Source organism: Undibacterium sp. Di24W (assembly GCF_049340325.1).
GTDB lineage: Bacteria > Pseudomonadota > Gammaproteobacteria > Burkholderiales > Burkholderiaceae_D > Undibacterium.
This window is the reverse complement of the sequence record NZ_JBMPOP010000005.1, coordinates 440,365-459,712: the sequence shown is the minus strand read 5'-3', so window position 1 is coordinate 459,712 and position 19,348 is coordinate 440,365. Positions and strand designations below refer to the sequence as shown.

13 protein-coding genes are annotated in these 19,348 nt (G+C 45.6%); 4 read left to right on the top strand and 9 right to left on the bottom strand.

Annotated elements, in window-relative coordinates:
• Positions 1 to 23: 23 nt before the first annotated feature.
• Complete coding sequence (locus tag ACO0KZ_RS13495; protein WP_422996003.1) at positions 24 to 497, bottom strand: Lrp/AsnC family transcriptional regulator; 474 nt, start codon at positions 495 to 497, stop codon at positions 24 to 26.
• A 234-nt stretch (positions 498 to 731) separates the two neighbouring features.
• Here ACO0KZ_RS13495 and kynU point away from each other — a divergent pair, with 234 nt between their 5' ends.
• The 4 genes from kynU (at position 732) to ACO0KZ_RS13475 (ending at position 8,982) form a co-directional block, all read left to right on the top strand.
• On the top strand, positions 732 to 2,003 hold the full coding sequence (gene kynU / locus ACO0KZ_RS13490) for a kynureninase (RefSeq protein WP_422996001.1): 1,272 nt from the start codon (positions 732 to 734) through the stop codon (positions 2,001 to 2,003).
• A gap of 42 nt (positions 2,004 to 2,045) precedes the next feature.
• Entirely contained in the window at positions 2,046 to 2,903 is an 858-nt protein-coding gene (gene kynA / locus ACO0KZ_RS13485) for a tryptophan 2,3-dioxygenase (protein ID WP_422995999.1), read from the top strand.
• Between the two features lie 929 nt (positions 2,904 to 3,832).
• Positions 3,833 to 6,670 (top strand): TonB-dependent receptor plug domain-containing protein, encoded by a 2,838-nt coding sequence (locus ACO0KZ_RS13480; protein ID WP_422995996.1) that lies wholly within the window; start codon positions 3,833 to 3,835, stop codon positions 6,668 to 6,670.
• Positions 6,671 to 6,879: 209 nt separating this feature from the next.
• On the top strand, positions 6,880 to 8,982 hold the full coding sequence (locus tag ACO0KZ_RS13475) for a M13 family metallopeptidase (RefSeq protein ID WP_422995994.1): 2,103 nt from the start codon (positions 6,880 to 6,882) through the stop codon (positions 8,980 to 8,982).
• 128 nt (positions 8,983 to 9,110) lie between these two features.
• Here ACO0KZ_RS13475 and ACO0KZ_RS13470 read toward each other — a convergent pair whose 3' ends face one another.
• From ACO0KZ_RS13470 to ACO0KZ_RS13435, 8 genes are all read right to left on the bottom strand, one after another.
• Positions 9,111 to 9,734, bottom strand: coding sequence for a methyltransferase domain-containing protein (locus tag ACO0KZ_RS13470; protein ID WP_422995992.1), 624 nt, complete (start codon positions 9,732 to 9,734; stop codon positions 9,111 to 9,113).
• Positions 9,731 to 11,302 carry a ubiquinone biosynthesis regulatory protein kinase UbiB gene (gene ubiB / locus ACO0KZ_RS13465; RefSeq protein WP_422995990.1) on the bottom strand — a complete coding sequence of 524 codons (1,572 nt, stop codon included), beginning with the start codon at positions 11,300 to 11,302 and terminating at the stop codon, positions 9,731 to 9,733. The genes ACO0KZ_RS13470 and ubiB overlap by 4 nt, the downstream gene beginning before the upstream one ends.
• Complete coding sequence (locus tag ACO0KZ_RS13460) at positions 11,302 to 11,928, bottom strand: ubiquinone biosynthesis accessory factor UbiJ (RefSeq protein WP_422995988.1); 627 nt, start codon at positions 11,926 to 11,928, stop codon at positions 11,302 to 11,304. Before ACO0KZ_RS13460 ends, ubiB begins: the two co-directional genes overlap by 1 nt.
• Positions 11,929 to 12,041: 113 nt before the next feature.
• Positions 12,042 to 13,022 (bottom strand): Tim44 domain-containing protein, encoded by a 981-nt coding sequence (locus tag ACO0KZ_RS13455; protein WP_422995986.1) that lies wholly within the window; start codon positions 13,020 to 13,022, stop codon positions 12,042 to 12,044.
• Between the two features lie 76 nt (positions 13,023 to 13,098).
• Complete coding sequence (ubiE, locus tag ACO0KZ_RS13450) at positions 13,099 to 13,857, bottom strand: bifunctional demethylmenaquinone methyltransferase/2-methoxy-6-polyprenyl-1,4-benzoquinol methylase UbiE (protein ID WP_422995984.1); 759 nt, start codon at positions 13,855 to 13,857, stop codon at positions 13,099 to 13,101.
• A gap of 170 nt (positions 13,858 to 14,027) precedes the next feature.
• Entirely contained in the window at positions 14,028 to 14,459 is a 432-nt protein-coding gene (locus tag ACO0KZ_RS13445; RefSeq protein WP_422995982.1) for a gamma-butyrobetaine hydroxylase-like domain-containing protein, read from the bottom strand.
• A 158-nt stretch (positions 14,460 to 14,617) separates the two neighbouring features.
• Positions 14,618 to 15,034 carry an HIT family protein gene (locus ACO0KZ_RS13440; protein WP_422995980.1) on the bottom strand — a complete coding sequence of 139 codons (417 nt, stop codon included), beginning with the start codon at positions 15,032 to 15,034 and terminating at the stop codon, positions 14,618 to 14,620.
• Entirely contained in the window at positions 15,034 to 19,026 is a 3,993-nt protein-coding gene (locus ACO0KZ_RS13435) for a DUF3683 domain-containing protein (protein WP_422995978.1), read from the bottom strand. The genes ACO0KZ_RS13440 and ACO0KZ_RS13435 overlap by 1 nt, the downstream gene beginning before the upstream one ends.
• Between the last annotated feature and the right edge of the window lie 322 nt (positions 19,027 to 19,348).

The following is a 19,348-nucleotide window of genomic DNA, read 5'->3' as shown; positions in this document are numbered from 1 at the left end:
GTCGTATCAAAACTGGCGCCAGATTATTCACTTAACAATTCTGGCGCCAGCTCAGTGCATTCTTTCAATGTCTGCAATACGATATTCGAACGTATATCCAGAACACCCGCAGCTTTATACAATCGCTCTAAAACAAACGAAGAATAGTGTTTCAAATTGCGGGCGCGCACTCGCAATAGATAATTCGCATCGCCGGTAATAATGTAAGAACCGACTACCTCAGGCCAACTTTGCAAAGCCGCAGAAAAATTCTCATGCCAATGCTCTACATCGCGACGCATGGTCACTTGAACAAAGGCATCCACTTCCAAGCCTAGAACATTGGTATCTAGCACTGCGCGATAATGGCTAATCACGCCACTATCTTCCAACAAGCGCACACGGCGCAGACAAGAAGAAGGCGAGAGAAAAACTTTCTCTGCGAGATCTTGATTACTGATGCGCCCTTCCGCCTGTAATAGCAGTAAAATCTTCAAATCGGTGGGATCGAGTTGCATGTGAATTTTTCCATCACTTTTAATCTTCAAGCTTACATATTATTCTAGTTTCACAAAAAAATACGCGACAATTTGCAAGAAAACATCAGTAAATTTCGCATAAAATATCTCCATTCCAAACTATCGGTAGATGCTATTTATGAAATATGGGCAACAGCGAATCCAGAGTATTAGCGTCGTCGATTCACCAAGCATGCCATCGGATTCTTCTAAGGATTGAAACTAGGATAATTTATGAACAATATGAAATTAGAAAATAGCCTCAGAGAAGATTGTCTACAACGGGATCAACAAGATCCACTCTCCCTTTTGCGTCAACAATTCCAACTTCCCGCGGGCATGATTTATCTCGACGGTAACTCACTTGGCGCGCAACCAAAAGCGGCACTGACCCGCGCTACCGAAGTGATACAAGAAGAATGGGGCATGGATCTGATTAAAAGCTGGAACAAAGCCGGTTGGTTTGACCTTCCCTCAAGGCTAGGAAATTTGCTGGCGCCATTGATTGGTGCTAGCGCAGAAGAAGTGGTGATTACCGATACCACCTCAATTAATCTGTTTAAAGCAATCGCCGCTGCCTTACATCTACAAGCACAAACGAGCGATGCGGCGGTACGCAAAGTTATCATTACTGAGCGCAGCAATTTTCCTACTGATATCTATATGGCAGAAGGCTTAACGCGCTGGCTCGATCGTGGTTATCGTTTGCATTTGATCGACTCACCAGACGACTTAACAAGCGCAATCAATCACGAAACCGCGTTAGTCATGCTGACTCATGTGAATTATCGTACCGGCTATTTATACGATATGGCGGGCGTTACCCGATTAGCGCATGAACATGGCGCGCTATGTCTATGGGACCTAGCTCATTCTGCCGGTGCTGTTGAAATCAACTTACAGCAGGCCAATGCTGACTTTGCGGTCGGTTGTTGTTACAAGTATCTGAACGGTGGCCCCGGAGCCCCAGCCTTCATTTGGGTACCACAACGACATCAAGCCGCCTTTCAACATCCGCTAACTGGCTGGTGGGGTCATGCCGCGCCGTTCGCAATGCAGCCAACTTTCAATGCAACACCCGGCATACGCCGAGCGCTGTGTGGCACGCAGCCTATCGTGTCTTTGGCGATGATTGAATGTGGACTCGACATTTTTAAACAAACCACCATGGCGACAATACGCCAAAAGTCCCTAGCGTTGACCGATCTGTTTATCCAATTAGTAGAAAGCCGCTGCGCCAACCATCCACTGACTTTGGTGACACCACGCCAGCACGAGCAACGTGGTAGCCACATCAGCTTTCAGCACGAACATGCTTACGCCCTCATTCAAGCTTTGATCGAACGCGGTGTGGTTGGTGATTACCGCGAGCCCGGCATTATGCGTTTTGGTTTTACCCCTTTGTACACCAGTTTTACTGATGTGTGGGATGCAGCAGAACATCTGCGCGACATCCTTGATCGGCGCGATTATCGTGCAGATATTCAAAGAAACGCTGTCACCTGAAGCAAGCATCCCATCCGGCTTAACATTTTACTGACGACCATCATGAACGATCAAAATCAAAACTCAGAAGGCAAATGCCCTATGTCCTGGCATGGTGCCAAACTCGATTTCAGCAAAGATATGAGCTACGGCGACTATTTAGGCTTGGATCAAATACTTAGCGCACAACATCCCCGCTCGCCCAATCACAATGAAATGCTATTCATCATTCAACACCAAACCAGCGAACTTTGGATCAAATTGATGCTGCATGAACTGCATGCAGTGCGTGTCCAGATTCGTCAGGGTGATTTGCCGCCGGCATTTAAAATGTTGTCGCGCGTAGCACGCATCATGGATCAGCTGGTTCATGCCTGGGATGTATTAGCGACCATGACGCCGAGTGAATACACTGCCATCAGACCCTATCTCGGTAATTCTTCTGGATTTCAATCGCATCAATACCGTGAACTGGAATACCTACTCGGCAATAAGAATGCGACTCTGTTGCAAGTACATGAGAACGCACCTGAAGCCCATTCCAGTTTAGAAGCAGCTTTACAATCACCGTCTATCTACGACGAAACGGTCATGTTCATGGCGCGTAACGGTTTTGCGATTGATGCCACGCGACTGCAACAAGATTGGACCTTACCAGTGGTCGAAAATGACTCGGTCAAATTGGCATGGCAAAAAGTCTATCAAGCACCCGAACAGCATTGGATGTTCTATGAGCTCGCGGAAAAATTAGTCGATATGGAAACCGCTTTCCGCATCTGGCGCTTCCGCCATGTGACAACAGTTGAACGCATCATTGGATTTAAAACCGGAACTGGTGGCACAGCGGGTGTCAGCTATTTGCGCAAGATGCTCGATGTCGTACTTTTCCCTGAGTTATTTTCGATACGTACCGAGCTATAATTTTTACAAAATTTATTTAAAAATACGCTGGTGGCAAGCAATATGTTGCCGCCAGTCATTATTACCACAAACAAATCCCTCATTAGTTTGGCAGCCTAATATATCTAGATCTAAGTATCTCGCCCACGCACACTCTTCAGTCTTAAGTTAACAGAGCCACTTACGCACTAAAAGCAGTGCCAAATACTTACGTTAAAATCAACTAAGAAACCTTAGAAAATACATCTAATACCTTCATTTTAATGATTTGCTGCACCGCACAGTAACTACCTTCACAGAAGCAGCCGCCGATCACCTAAACCTTCGTTCAAAGCAAAACTGTTGTAAAAATGATGCAGCCGCTGAGTTGAATAAATATATTTTTTTTGAAAGCGATTAAAAAATTAATAAATTTCGCCTGTGAAACTTTACTGTTTTTTTGAAATGGAAATGCTGCTTTTATCATGGCAGTTATTTTTCGTTAAATTTACGTCGGAAAATTTAACATTTAATTGAATAAAATTTCGACTATGAGTTCATCGATCAAATAAAAAATATGCCTAGCAATGAAGCTTCATTGGGCAAATATAACAACACCTGAAATACTTAACTAAAACAAAACTGGTATTAATTTGGTTCTTCCCAGTAACTGTTGTTTTTCAAACTTGCACCAATTTTGCTGGCTTGACACTCAACCATCGCAGATGGTCTCATTCCAAATGAATGTTTTTTCAGGGTTAAATAGATAACTTTTTTTGATTAAGCTCGTGCATACAATTTGATAATTCAAGTTTTTAATGGGTCTTGTCATAGCACAATGAAAATCAAAAGAAACTCTATGCAGATTAGTAATTCCCGGTAAGAAATTCATTTCCTAATAAGTTTTTAAGAAATACTACAAGATATTTTTTTAAGAGCATTTTGTTGTTCAATCACTGGAGGAAGTCAACATGGTAGAAAAAATCTTATCCCGCTCTGTACGCCTGATGTTTGCAAGTGGCGTCGTAGTGGGTGCAGGCATGCTCGCGCAACCTGCTTTCGCGCAAGATGCAACAACACAACGTATCGAAATTACTGGTTCGTCCATTAAGCGTATCGCCGTTGAAGGTGCATTGCCAATTCAAACTCTGTCCAAAGCACAGATCGAACAATCTGGTGCAACCACGGCCGCAGACTTAATCGCATCTTTGCCATCTATGCAAGGTTTCGTGACATCATCTACTTCCATTAACGGCGGCGGCGGCGGTACACAAACTGCATCCATCCACGGTATCGGTGACGGCTACACGCTGGTGTTATTGAATGGTCGCCGCTTGGCACCATTTACTACAGGCTCTACTGTCAACTTGGCGAACATTCCTTTGTCTGCTGTTGAGCGAGTTGAAATTTTGACCGATGGTGCATCTGCACTTTACGGTTCTGATGCTATTGCAGGTGTAGTTAACTTCGTCTTGAAGAAAAATCAAAAAGATTTCAACGTCGAATTCACTTACAGCACTCCGCAAGAATCCTCAAAAGGCAAGACAACTAACTTCGCATTGTCTAAAGGTTTTGGTGACCTGAATACTGACGGCTATAACGTATTATTAGCTTACAGCCACGATGAACAAGCTGAGTTGAATGCCTCTGACCGCGATTTCGCTGCAAAAGGTGGTGTAACTCCATTCAAAGAGAATGGCAAAAACTACACGATGTATATGTTGAGTAGTAACTCTATCCCAGGTAACGTTAATTTGACTGGCGGTACAGTTTCCAACTTTAATCCATACTTAGCAGTAAATGGTAATTGTCCAGCAACAAATACATTCTTGGTTGGTCGTCGTTGCTTATTCAACTACGGTGCAACAGTACAATTATTGCCTGAATTAAAGCGTGACAGCTTCTTAGCAAACGTAAATGTCAATATCAACGATGATCTGAAATTCTTCGCTGAAGGCATGATGACGAAATTCACAAGCACAGCGCGCTATGCTCCTCCAGCACAGCCTTTGGGTATAGACCTGACAAGCGCCTTGTGGAAAAACACAATTGCTCCAGCCTATGCAAAACTGTACGGTGACCCAACTAAAATCACTAAAGCAACAATGACTTTGCGTTTGGTTGATGCTGGCGGTCGTACTGACGGATGGAAAACAGAATCAAAGCATTTAGCGACAGGTTTCGAAGGCACGTTCAAAAACTGGGACTACACGGCCTCATATATTTTCTCCGAAAATAAAGCGATTGATAATGCTGTAGCTGGCTACACAAGTGGTGAAAAACTAGATGCCTTGATCAAATCTGGTGCATGGAATCCTTTCTTGCCACCAACTGCTGCAACAAAAGCAGCATTGGCACCAGCTGTATTGAAACAAGTCTTAGACACGTCTACTTCACAAATTAATGTTGTTAATCTGCGCGGCTCTACTGAACTGTTCAAAATGGCCGGCGGCGGCGCAAGCTTGGGCTTGGGTATTGATGCAATGAAACAAACTTATGTGGACAATCCAAGCGCGATCGCGCAAGGTCCAAATAAGCAACAACCAAACTGGACAGATACGAACGTTGGTGGCGGCGCTGGTGCGTTGCCAGTCGACAGCTCACGTAATAGCTGGGGTGGTTTCGGCGAAATGTTTATGCCAATTGCAAAGAATTTCGACTTAACTGCTGCTGCGCGTTATGACAGCTATGACGCGGTAAAAAATGAGAAGAACTTTGATGATCAAGGTAACTTGTTGAAGCCTGCAACTCAAGGTACTAAACAAAGCTCTGCGACCTACAAGTTAGCAGCTGCTTTCCGCCCAACCGATTCGGTCTTGGTGCGTGCGTCTTATGGTACGGGCTTCAAAGCACCGACGATGGGTGCGATTACTCAGCCTATATCTAACGGTGGCTCATCCAACTTCTTCCCATGTCCAGCGACTTCTGGTCCATTACTCCCTCTGTGTACTGGCACTGCGGAATACAACCTGTTATCTGGTGGTAACTCCAGCACTGGCTCAACTGCATTGAAACCAGAAAAATCTACGCAATGGACTGTTGGTTTCCGTGTAGAACCTTTGCCTAGCTTGTCTATGGGCTTCGATTTATGGAATGTGCAGTTAAAAGACCAGATCAAAACCTTATCGCAAAGCGAAGTTTTCTTGAATCCAGTGAAGTACGCAGCATTGTTCTCTGCTTACTTTGATCCAATTCAAAAACAAAACGTCATCGCTGCGACATTAACACCATTTAACCTGGCGAAAGCTCAGTTCCAAGGTGTGGATTGGGATCATACCTACCGTATGCCTATCCCAGCTGGATACGGTAAGCTGTCCTTTAACTGGACTGGTACTTACATGTTGAAAGCAGACCTTGATTCAGGTGTTAAAGGTGATGAAATCGAAAAAGGTGTTGGTAAATTCAACAAGTACAACGACGTTACTTTCCGTGTAATCTCACGTTTATCAGCTATTTGGAAACCTTCTGACCGCTACACACATAGCGCGACTATTGGCTATCATTCTGGCTACAAGGATTCTGTGATTACTGAAGATGACGGCGCAATTCGCTTCTTGAATGCTGACGGCACACCTGGCGATTACACAGGCGTAACGCGCAATGTAAAGGCTTACTACACATTGGATCTGCAATCTAAAGTGAACTTCAGCAAAAATCTGACGATCACTGGCGGTATCAAGAACTTGCTGAACCAAGATCCTCCATTCTCTCAACGTATTGAAGGTGGTGGTAATCAATTGGGTTACGACGGTCGTTACACAGATCCACTGGGTCGTCAGTTCTACGTTGTTGGCAACTTGAAGTTCTAATTTAGCACTTCGTAATTTGAAGATTAAAACAGTCGTTTAAGTTTTAAGTTCTTTTAAAGCCCTAGGGAAACCTAGGGCTTTTTTTTGACCATTTGCCCTTCGACTATGCTTTAAGAGTGTATAAAGATAGGGGAACTCTCCAGCTTTTATGTGGTCTGACCAAAGACTCTTTCTTCATAGTCAATAACAAAATTTTTAGAGGAACTACTATGCGTCAACGTCTGCTTTTTCCTATTATTTCTGGCCTCTTTGCCACCTCATTCAGTGTTCAAGTTTTAGCACAAAGCGCAATGCCAGCGAGCAAAGCGCCTATACTCAACAAACAAAGTAAAATCAAAGCACCATCAAAAAAATTGCAGTCAGGGATTGATCTGCAATGGATAGATAAAAGCGTTCGTCCACAAGACGACTTCTTTCGTTTTATGTCTGGCAAATGGTTAGACACAGTGGAAATACCTGCAGATCGTGGTCGCTACGGTGCATTCGATCAATTGGCTGAATTATCAGCAAAACAATCCGCTGCAATTATTCAAAACCTAGCAACTCAAACTGAACTAAAAGCGGGTACTAACCAGCAAAAAATTGCGGATCTGTACAATAGTTTCATGGATGAAGCGCATTTAGAAACACTCGATATCAAGCCGCTACAAGCCGATTTTGCCCGGATTCAGCAGCTCAAAGATAAGACAGAATTACCAGCCATGCTCGCCTATCTGGCGCGTATCAGCGTTGGCACGCCGATCGGTTCGGGTGTGACACAAGATGCGAAAGATTCTTCAAAGTATACCGTCTCAGTTGGTCAAGGTGGCTTAAGTTTGCCTGATCGCGATTACTACTTAAAACTCGAAGACACCAAATTCAAAGCGATACGCGCAGCCTATCTGACACATGTAGAAAAAATGTTGTCGATGGCTGGTGTTAGGAATGCACAGCAAGCCGCAGATTCGATCATGGCGCTCGAAACTGAAATTGCCAAAATTCAATGGAGCAATGTAGAAAATCGCAATCCAGTTAAAACTTATAACAAAGTTGAAGTTGCTAAACTCGGCGACTTGTTGCAAGGATTTGATTGGAATAAATACTTCGCCGAAATGGGTACCGGTGGCAAGACCGACTCAGTCATCGTTCGTCAACCGAGCTACTTAACTGGCTTAAATAAAGTCATTCAAGATACTTCACTCGAAACCTGGCAAGCCTATTTCAACTGGCGCGTATTGAATGCCTATGCCCCGTATCTGAGTAAGCGTTTCGTTGATCAAGATTTCTCATTCTCAAACGTGACACTGCGCGGCATTCCAGAAAATCAACCGCGTTGGAAGCGTGGTGTAGGTCGAGTGGAAGAAAGTTTGTCTGAAGCTTTAGGCCAATTGTACGTGGAGAAGCACTTCCCAGCAGAAAACAAAGTGCGCATGCAAATCTTGGTTAACAACCTCTTGTTGGCCTACAAACAAAGCATAGAAACTTTACCGTGGATGGGCGAAGCAACCAAGAAAGAAGCGCTCACCAAATTATCAAAATTCACGCCAAAAATCGGCTACCCAGACAAATGGCGTGATTACAGCAAGTTGACTATCGTCAAAGGCGACTTGGTCGCCAATATCAAAGCTGGCCGTGCTTTTGCTTACCAACGCCAAGTCGATAAACTCGGAAAGCCAGTCGATCGTAGTGAATGGGGTATGAGCCCGCAAACGGTTAATGCCTATTACAACTCACGTCAAAATGAAATCGTCTTCCCAGCAGCGATTTTGATGCCACCGTTCTTCAATCCAGACGCGGATGATGCGGTCAATTACGGCGGTATCGGCGCGGTGATTGGACATGAAATTGGCCACGGTTTCGATGACTCGGGCAGCCAATCTGATGGCGATGGTAATCTACGTGATTGGTGGACCGCAGAAGATAAAGCGAACTTTGGCAAAGTAACGGATGCTTTGGTCGCACAATACGGAAGCTACAGTCCTATCGAAGGTTATAAGGTGAATGGCAAACTGACCTTGGGTGAAAACATTGGTGACAATGCGGGTCTTTCTATTGCCTACAAAGCTTACCAATTGTCACTGAATGGCAAGAAAGCAACCGCAATCGACGGCTTTAGCGGCAATCAACGCGTGTTCATGGGTTGGGCGCAAGTATGGCGTGGCAAGGCTCGTGATGCTGAAACAATCCGATTGCTGGCCACTGATTCACATGCACCAGGCATGTTCCGTGCGAACGGTCCGCTGACGAACATGCCCGAGTTTTATCAAGCCTTTGATGTTAAAGCGGGCGATAAGATGTATGTAGAACCAGAGAAACGCATTCGGGTTTGGTAGTCGTCAGGTTATTACTATTCAAGTAATTACGGGACCAACAAGTAAACAAAAAGCGGATGAAATTTATCCGCTTTTTGTTTTTTGATTTGATCATTATGCCGACATTTTGTCGCAATTGAGTGATTTACTTATAGACGCTGCCAGACCTGCCACCGCTCTTTGCCTTCGAAGACCGCCAATGAATCACTCACGTCGGCATCCTCCAAGCACACGAAATACGGCTGCATTAAAGTCTTAAAGTCTTGTAAGTTCGTACGAAAAGGTGGTCCTTTCTTGCTGACAGCCTCAGTATCATCCAGCAGAAAAAAACCTAGCAACTTACCACCAGAAGGTAATAGCAAGGCCCAGCGTTTCACCACTGCGCTACGCATCGCCGGTGGCAATGCACAAAAGAAAGCCCGTTCATAAATCAGGGACAGCGGAGAATCAGTAATGAACTCAAAAAAATCCGCTTGCTGCACGCGGCCAGCCCATTTTCCGACTTGTGATTTTGCAGTGGCTACTGCGCTACTAGAAAAATCAATCGCAGTGACCTGCCAACCCGCTTCGGATAAAAATCCTAATTCGTACGCATGGCCGCACCCAGGGATTAAGCAGTTGTGCACCACCTCGACGGTCAGCTTTGATTGAGCCACAAAATCCCGCAATGCCTGCGGCACCGCACCTCTGTTCCATGGCGTGAATCCTAGTTCAAAACGCTCATCCCAAAACGCTGGATGATTCGGATCACGGCTAGAAAATTGCGGTGTCATACAATAGGAATCATAAAGAAGTTGATATAAGTAAACGCTAGGATAACGCCAACCAAAACACCTACCCCCACATAAACAATGGAACGCAACAGAGCGTTTGTAGCACGTTGCTCAGCAATCAAACTCGCCAGCAGAGCATCGTTATTCCCACCTTCTGCCGCACGACTCAAAGCTTGATGCGCGAGACGAGGTAATTGCGGGAAGATATGACTGTAGCGCGGTGCTTCGGCTTTCAGCTTATCAATCAAACCGCGCCAACCAACTTGTTCGCTCATCCAGCGTTCGAGGTAAGGCTTGGCGGTTTTCCAAAGATCTAGATCTGGATCAAGTTGACGTCCCAGACCTTCGATATTGAGTAAAGTTTTTTGCAGTAAGACCAACTGCGGTTGTACTTCCACATTAAAACGCCGTGATGTCTGGAATAAGCGCAACAAGACCTGACCGAACGAAATATCTTTTAACGGACGATCAAAGATCGGTTCACAACAGGCGCGTACCGCTGCCTCTAGTTCATCCACACGGGTTTCCTTAGGTGCCCAGCCTGATTCTATGTGTGCTTCTGCCACGCGTTTGTAGTCGCGCTGAAAGAAGGCTAAGAAGTTCTGCGACAGGTAATCTTTATCGTAATCATTGAGCGTGCCGACAATGCCAAAATCGAGCGCGATATAGCGCCCTAAAGTAGCAGGCTCGATGGATACCAAAATATTCCCCGGATGCATATCTGCATGAAAGAAACCATCGCGGAAAATCTGCGTAAAAAATATGGTCACGCCATCACGCGACAACTTGGCTAGATCAACGCCAGCTTCCTGCAGTTTATCGATTTGCGAAATCGGTATGCCTTTCATGCGTTCCATGACGATCACTGAAGACGAGCACAAGTCCCAATACATTTCAGGCACGATCAATAAATCCGAGTCTGCAAAATTACGGCGTAATTGGCTGCCATTGGCCGCTTCGCGCATCAAATCCAATTCGTCATGCAGATATTTATCGAATTCGCCCACGACTTCTTTTGCTTTCAGGCGCTTTCCATCAGCCCATAAAAATTCTAACCAACCGGCAGCAATTTTCATCAAAGCGACATCGCGATCTATGGTGTCTTTCATGCCGGGCCGTAGCACCTTTACCGCTGCTTCACGACCATCTTTTAGCGTGGCAAAATGGACTTGAGCAATCGATGCCGAAGCGACGGGCACACGTTCAAAGCTAGCAAACAATTGATCGGGATGCGCGCCCAAAGATTTCGTAATTTGCGCTACCGCTAGGTCTGGATCGAATGAAGGTACACGGTCTTGCAAGAGCGCCAGTTCATTGGCGATATCCGGCGGCATTAGGTCACGGCGAGTAGACAGTACTTGTCCGAATTTGACAAAGATAGGACCGAGATCTTCTAAGGATTTGCGCAAACGTTCACCACGGGGAGCGGATAAATCGCGCCAAAACAATAATGCTTTGATGAGTTTTGCAGTGCGCGGAATACGTAAGCCAGACATCGCGATTTCATCAATGCCGTATTTCAAAACGATGCGAACAATTTTAAACAAGCGTAGGGAATTTAAAATCATTACTTAGCTACTTTCATCTTTTCTAATCTTTCCAAGCGTTTCATCAGACGCTCTACATCATCACGAGTTTTATTGACCTGCTCGCCAAAAGCGCGCACCGCTTGTGGGCGTACCAACATCGGGTTTTCTTCTAAAAAATATTCGGCCAAATTTTCTTGTAAATTTTGATGTGCACGTTTGGCATTTTCAACGATGCTATTCCCTGTCGCGACCATGCGCACAGCTGCTACATCACCAAACAATTTACTTAAATCTTCCTCAGCCTCCCAACGTAAATCTTGGCTCAATTGCGATAAGGTATTCGCAAAGTCAGCGTCGCCTTCTATTTTCACGTACGACACGGCACGCTCACGATTTTGTGCAATTAATGGTAAGTCAGCTGGCTTGATCCTTAAAATCACGTGGTCAGGGCTAGTTTCGTCGATTTTCTGAGCTGCTTGGAACAAGCCGTCCGCGCCAACTTTTACACGCAACTGAAATAGCTCTACATCAATACAGGCGGTCTTACCTGCGTGTTTTTGCAAGCGCGCTGCAGCCCAGGGCTCTTGCGCCAATAAGTGATTTACAAACAGAATAAAGGGAGAGGAAATCATAGGTATAAAATAAAAAACCGCGCATGACATCATGCACGGTTCTTAGTTTAACAGCAAACCCTCAAAAGACCTTAAAACCAGGCGTTTTCATCGGTTCTATCAGCTACAAGCTTATTCAAAAACAAAACTGTACCGATATTTTGAAATTAGTTCAACTGCTGAATTCCCGCCAACAACCAGCCAGATTGGCCATTCACTGGTTTAGCCAAATTCCAAACCTCAGCGAACGCTTCTGGATTAGTAGCGCCACCTTCTTTGATCATACCGGTGAATTTAACACTAGCAACGTAATCATAAGCTTGAGTTTCAATGCCCAGCAATTCGGCATCCAAGGTCACCACATCCGTCTCATTCTTACTTGTACCGCGGTCTTGCAATTCCAACTTCATTTCTGCGAACATTTCTGGTGAAGTGAATTCGCGAATATCGTTGATATCGCCGCGATCCCATGCTGCTTGCAAACGGATGTAATTCGATTTGGCGTGACGCAGGAATCCTGTGACATCAAAGTCGGCTGGGATTGTCCAGTTGCCTTGATTTGCTACTGGAGCCGCATCTGCACCTGCGCCACCAAAATTCGCTGTACTGACTGAAGCTGGCGTGAATGCTTTTGGCGCATTGTCATTTGGTGTATCCACACGCGAACCGATTTCAGGTAATGCATTGTTATTTGGCATTCCAGCATACGCAGGCTGTTGATTAAACATGCTTGGAGCACTTCCAGCAGCATTCCCTGCTTTTCTGCGGGTAAAGAATCGATACGCCATAAATGCCAACAAACCGATTACAGCAAAAGTCAAAATTGAGCCCATTGCACTAGCCAAGGCGCCGCCCATACCTAAAGAAGAGAATAAGCCTGCTAACAAAGCACCACCGATCAAGCCACCAATTATCCCTTTCCAAGGCATAGATGGTTTAGGTGGTACCGCTGGTGTAGCCACATTTGCAGCACCTGGCTTAGCTGCTTGTGCAGGATTCGCCGCATTGGCTGCTGGTGCTTTTTGTGTGACATTATTCGATTGTCGACCGAATGAACCTTTCTTACCCATACGCTGAGCATCAGCATCGGCAGCTACCATAGTCATTGCGCCAAATAATAAGGCAACACTGAGTAATATATGTTTCATGTAAATCTCCTTTTTGCACTACAAGCTAGTTAAAACTATACAAACAAACCTCAATCAATTCTATTGAGCACGCTTTTTATAACTTAATCCCGGTGTGCAGCGCTGCCACACCCGCTGTCAAATTAAAATATTCCACTCGCTCTAAACCAGCCTCCTGCATCATGGACTTTAATGTTTCCTGATCAGGGTGCATACGTATCGACTCTGCCAAATAACGATAACTGTCAGCATCACTCGCGATCTTTTGTCCTAACCATGGCAAAACCTTAAATGAATACAAGTCATACGGTTTTTGCAGCACTTCTGGCACTTTAGAAAACTCCAGTACCAACAACTTACCGCCCGGCTTCAACACTCGGCGCATTTCTGCCAAAGCCTGATCTTTGTGCGTCATGTTGCGCAATCCGAACGCGACACTGACACGATCAAAATAATTATCTGGAAACGGCAATTTCTCCGCGTCACACAATAAGGTTGGGGTAATCAAACCTTTATTCAATAGACGATCACGACCTACGCGTAACATCGACTCATTAATATCGGTATGCCAAACCTCACCATTCTTACCAGCTTGTTTAACAAATTCTTTGGCCAAATCACCAGTTCCACCAGCAATATCCAGCACTTTAAAACCTGGACGTATGCCCGCTTGGGCTATCGTAAAAATCTTCCAAACGCGGTGCAAACCAGCAGACATCAAATCATTCATGACATCATATTTAGCAGCGACTGAGTGAAAAACTTCCGCTACTTTATGAACTTTTTCTTCTTCGGCCACCGTGGTGTAGCCAAAATGGGTAGTCGTCCCATCTACTTTATTTACTTGCTCGCTCATCTTGATACTCTGCAGAGAATTAAAGATTATGATTTCTACGCTTTGCTGCAGACTTGTCGACGAGTCTGCAGCTGCGATATGGAAATCGACAGGCGGGATTATAGAGCCGAATCGAGAATCCGACTCGGACTTACGTCAATATTTCTGCGGTAGAAGTTTGAGAAAATTACCTATGAACCGCATTTCGATCCGGTTTTAGGTGTAGGAATGGCATCACGACCTTCCTCACCAGCATAGCCCGCTGCTTGCAAGCGTGCTAAATAGTCTTGCCACAATGCGGCTTGATGTGTGCCCAACCAATACAAGTATTCCCAAGTAAAGATGCCGGTGCTGTGATCATCGGTGAAAATCGGCTTAATCGCGTAATTGCCGACTGGCTCGATGCCAGTAATGCTAACCAAGCGTTTGCCAATTTGCAAAACCTCTTGCCCTTCGCCATGACCGCGCACTTCAGCTGAAGGTGAATACACGCGCATTAATTCAAACGGCAGCTCAAAATGTTTGCCGTTGTCAAATTCAACTTCTAACAAACGCGATACGGTTCGAGCGTTTAGTGCTATCGGATGGACTTTATGGGAAATTGGTGGTGGTAGATCGTTCATGTTTTTCTTATTTGATGGGTAATGAATTCAATTGGCTGCAGACTCGATGACTGTCATTCCCGCGCTTTTGGCAGGAATCCAGCGTCTTTGGTTTATCAAGCAACGCCACTGGGCTCCTGCCTTCGCAGGAGCGACACCCTTTGATTTCTCAATATGATTTAAGTCGAAAACTCACGTCGCAGAATTTCACGCAAGGCAGGCAACAAAGCGCGTTTCGCCTCAACTTCAACAGAGACTCTATCCGTCGCCGCCCACACAGGATTCGGAAAGTGCGCATCGTCCAGATAACGTGGAATCACATGCCAATGCAAATGCGGCACCATATTACCCAAGCTTGCCAGATTAATCTTATCGGGCTGCATCACATCGCGTATCGCTTGCTCCACCTTACACACAGCCTGCATCATGATGGAACGATTGGCGACGGCAAGATCGGTCATCTCCTTGACATGGGTGTTCCAGATCACACGGCAAAAACCAGGGTAGTTCGCGTCATCAACCAAGATCACGCGAAATTTAGGCGTATTGACAAGGACATCTTCATTCTTCGCAGCACATAATTCGCAATCAGCCATTACACCAACACCCTTTCAATACCGCCGTTATTCGCGTTAGCCACATATTCTGGCATCCAATTCTCACCCAAAATATGCTTGGCCATCTCGACCACAATGTAATCCGCCGTCGTAGCAGAGTCTTCGTTATAGCGTGATAGACCTTGCAAACAAGCCGGGCACGAGGTCAAGATTTTTACGTCGCCATCAAAACCATCAGCACGTAATTTGTCTGAACCTTTGAGCATTTCCTCTTCCTTGCGGAAACGAATTTGTGTGGAAATATCCGGACGCGACACTGCTAGAGTACCAGCCTCACCGCAGCAACGATCATTCTTCTCAATCTTGGTGTCATCCACCGTCGTGATCAAAGCATTCACCGTTTTCAGCGGATCTTGCAACTTCATCGGCGTATGGCATGGGTCGTGATACATATAGCGTGTGCCATTGACCGCTGCCAGTTTCACGTCTTTCTCCAACAAATATTCGTGAATATCGATAATGCGTGAACCAGGGAAAATTTTATCGAATTCATAGCCCTGAATTTGATCGAAGCAAGTGCCGCACGAGACCACCACGGTTTTAATATCGAGGTAGTTCAGTGTGTTTGCCATGCGATGAAATAGAACACGATTATCGGTAATAATTTTTTCTGCTTTATCAAACTGACCCGCACTGCGTTGTGGATAGCCACAGCATAAATAACCAGGCGGCAAAACGGTTTGTACGCCAACGTTCCACAACATCGCTTGCGTTGCCAAGCCAACTTGTGAAAACAGGCGTTCTGAGCCACAGCCTGGGAAATAAAACACCGCTTCGGTATCTGAGGTTGTCGTCTTAGGATTGCGAATGATAGGAACAATTTTATCGTCTTCGATATCCAATAAAGCACGTGCCGTCTTCTTCGGCAAATTGCCGGGCATTTTCTTATTGATGAAGTGAATCACCTGTTCCTTCATTGCCGGTTTACCGATACTTGCTGGTGGTGCTTTAGTCTGTTTTTTCGCGAATTTCTTGAGTAAAGTATTGCCCCAGCGTTGAGCGCTAACCCCCATTCCAAAGATGACCTGACGCGCTGCCTTAATCGTGGCAGGGTCTTTCGCATTCAAGAAAAACATCGCAGATGCAGTGCCAGGATTGAAGGATTTTTTATCCATCTTGCGCAAGAGATTACGCATGTTCATCGAGACATCGCCAAAATCAATATCGACTGGACATGGCGTGACGCACTTATGGCAAACCGTGCAGTGATCGGCCACATCTTCGAATTCTTCCCAATGTTTAATAGAGATGCCGCGACGCGTTTGCTCCTCATAAAGGAAGGCTTCTACCAACAAGGACGTCGCCAAAATTTTATTGCGCGGCGAATACAATAAGTTTGCACGTGGCACATGCGTCGCACACACAGGTTTGCACTTACCGCAACGCAGGCAATCTTTCACGCTATTGGCGATCGCACCGATATCACTTTGTTGCATGATCAGGGATTCATGCCCCATCAGGCCAAATGAAGGCGTGTAAGCATTTCTTAGATCCGCGGCGAATTCAGGCAGATTGAGTAACTTACCTTTGTTGAAGCGCCCTTCTGGATCAATACGCAATTTATACGAGCGGAAATCTTTGATCTCATCTTCGGTCAAAAACTCTAACTTAGTAATGCCGATACCATGTTCACCTGAAATCACACCATTCAAAGAGCGCGCCAACACCATGATGCGCGCAACCGCATGATGCGCGACTTGCAGCATGTCGTAATCATCCGAATTGACCGGCAAATTGGTATGCACATTGCCGTCACCCGCATGCATATGCAAAGCGACGAAGACGCGGCTGCGCAATACTTTTTTATGTATCGCGGTGCATTCATCCAAGATTAATTTGAAAGCCGCACCATTGAAAATTTGGCGCAACAAGGCACGCACTTCGGTTTTCCAAGAGACGCGGATAGTGCGATCTTGCACCACGTCAAACAGGGTCGCATCAGGCTGCTTTTGCAGACGTTGTTCGAACACGAAATCGAGTTTATCTAAGCCCAAATTATTCAGTTCAACACGGGCATCACGTAAAGGTTGATCAAGTTGCGTTAGCAGATAAGTCCAGCGTGTTTGTACCTCACTGAGCATTTGATTGGCCTGTGAGACACGATCCTCAAGCAATTCTGCCGCAGGTATATCATCGCCATCCGCATCTTCACTCTTACCCAAAGGCAGATTGCCGCGCAACACAAACTCCTTCAATGCTGCGACACATGCCAGTTTATTTTGGATCGAGAGTTCAATATTGATGCGCTCGATACCGTCGGTGTATTCGCCCATACGATCGAGCGGAATGACCACGTCCTCGTTGATCTTGAAAGCATTCGTGTGTTTAGAAATCGCCGCCGTTTTTGCGCGATCTAACCAGAACTTTTTACGCGCTTCCGGACTGACAGCAACGAAGCCTTCACCGACGCGGGCATTCGCCATGCGGATCACTTCAGATGCCGCTTGTGCGACCGCGTTTTCATCATCACCAACGATATCGCCAAACAGCGCCATCTTAGGAATCACACCGCGTTTTGATTTGGTGGTGTAGCCAACTGCTTTTAAATAACGTTCATCGAGATGTTCAAGACCTGCGAGAATAGCGCCACCTTTTTTGGTTTCACCATCAAGATAATCTTTGATCTCAACGATGCTAGGAATCGCATCGCGGGCTTGCCCGAAAAACTCCAAACAAACAGTACGAGCGAATTTTGGCATCTTGTGCAAAATCCAGCGCGCCGATGTAATCAAACCATCGCAGCCTTCTTTCTGTACACCTGGCAAACCCGCGAGGAATTTATCGGTTACGTCTTTGCCCAGACCTTCTTTACGGAAAGTGCGTCCGGGAATATTTAAGAATTCGGTTTTGAACGGTGTTTTTTCGCCCGGATGTGTCCATTCCAATTGGAATTTTGCGACTTCGATATCGTGGATTTTGCCGAAATTGTGTTCAAGACGTGTGACTTCAAGCCAATCACCATTTGGATCAACCATGCGCCAAGAGGCCAAATTATCAAGCGCAGTACCCCACAACACGGCTTTCTTACCACCGGCATTCATTGCGACATTGCCGCCTATGCAGGACGCTTCGGCGGAAGTTGGATCGACGGCGAAGACAAATCCTGCCTTATCGGCAGCATCCGACACCCGCTTGGTCACCACGCCAGCGCCAGAATAAATAACCGCGTAATCGCGATCCGCACCCGGCAAGCGCATCATTTCCACTGCGCCTAATTGTTCCAGCTTTTCGGTATTAATGACCGCGGACAATGGTGTCAAAGGAATAGCACCACCGGTATAACCAGTGCCGCCGCCGCGAGGAATAATCGTTAAACCTAGTGTGATGCAAGATTTAACCAAGCCCGCCATTTCATCTTCGGTATCCGGCGTCAATACGACAAATGGATATTCGACGCGCCAGTCGGTCGCATCAGTGACATGCGAAACGCGACTTAAACCATCAAATTTAATATTGTCTTTCGCCGTGTATTTCGCCAACAACTTGTTAGCCTTCTTACGCAAATCATAGGTATCACGGAATTCTTTAGAGAAATCAGCGACCGCTTTGCGTGCGGCATTGACCAAAATTTCAACCGAGTTACTGCGATCTGCGTCCTCAGAATTAACAGAATCAGTTGCCACCCGACGCTTTTCCACTTCATGCAAACGGTGATCCAAAGCATCGATCAAAGCCTGACGCCGCTTAGGATTTTCCAGCATATCGTCTTGTAGATATGGATTACGACGCACGACCCAGATATCACCTAACACTTCATAGAGCATACGGGCAGAACGCCCTGTCTGACGCTTGCCGCGCAGACTATCGAGCAAAGCCCAAGCTTCTTCGCCTAACAAGCGGATCACGATTTCGCGATCAGAAAACGAGGTGTAGTTATAAGGAATTTCGCGCAATCGGGAAGGCGCTGCACTAGTTTGTCCATCACTGTCGTGATGAGGTGGAAAACCTAAATTATGGGCTGGAGCATTCATCTGCAAATGGTTAGACTGATTTTAAAAACTAATTCTAGCCTATTGCTGTGCACCACGCAGGAACAGCCTTTACTTTTTTGCGGGTATCTTTTGATATATTGTGAAAAAGCCTGAGAAAATTCCGCATTTTCTCAAAAACATTGAATATTTAGTACGGAATATGTTGCTTTTACCAGAGATTGAACGTCAAATTGTTGCATCGACTTAAAATGAATCGAAAGACAGCCCTGCCGCATCAAATTTAAGAAATTTATTGAAGGCTAAGCAGGTCGAATAGACAAATATGAAAAAAACAGAAAGTTTTTCGCCATCTTTCAAGCGC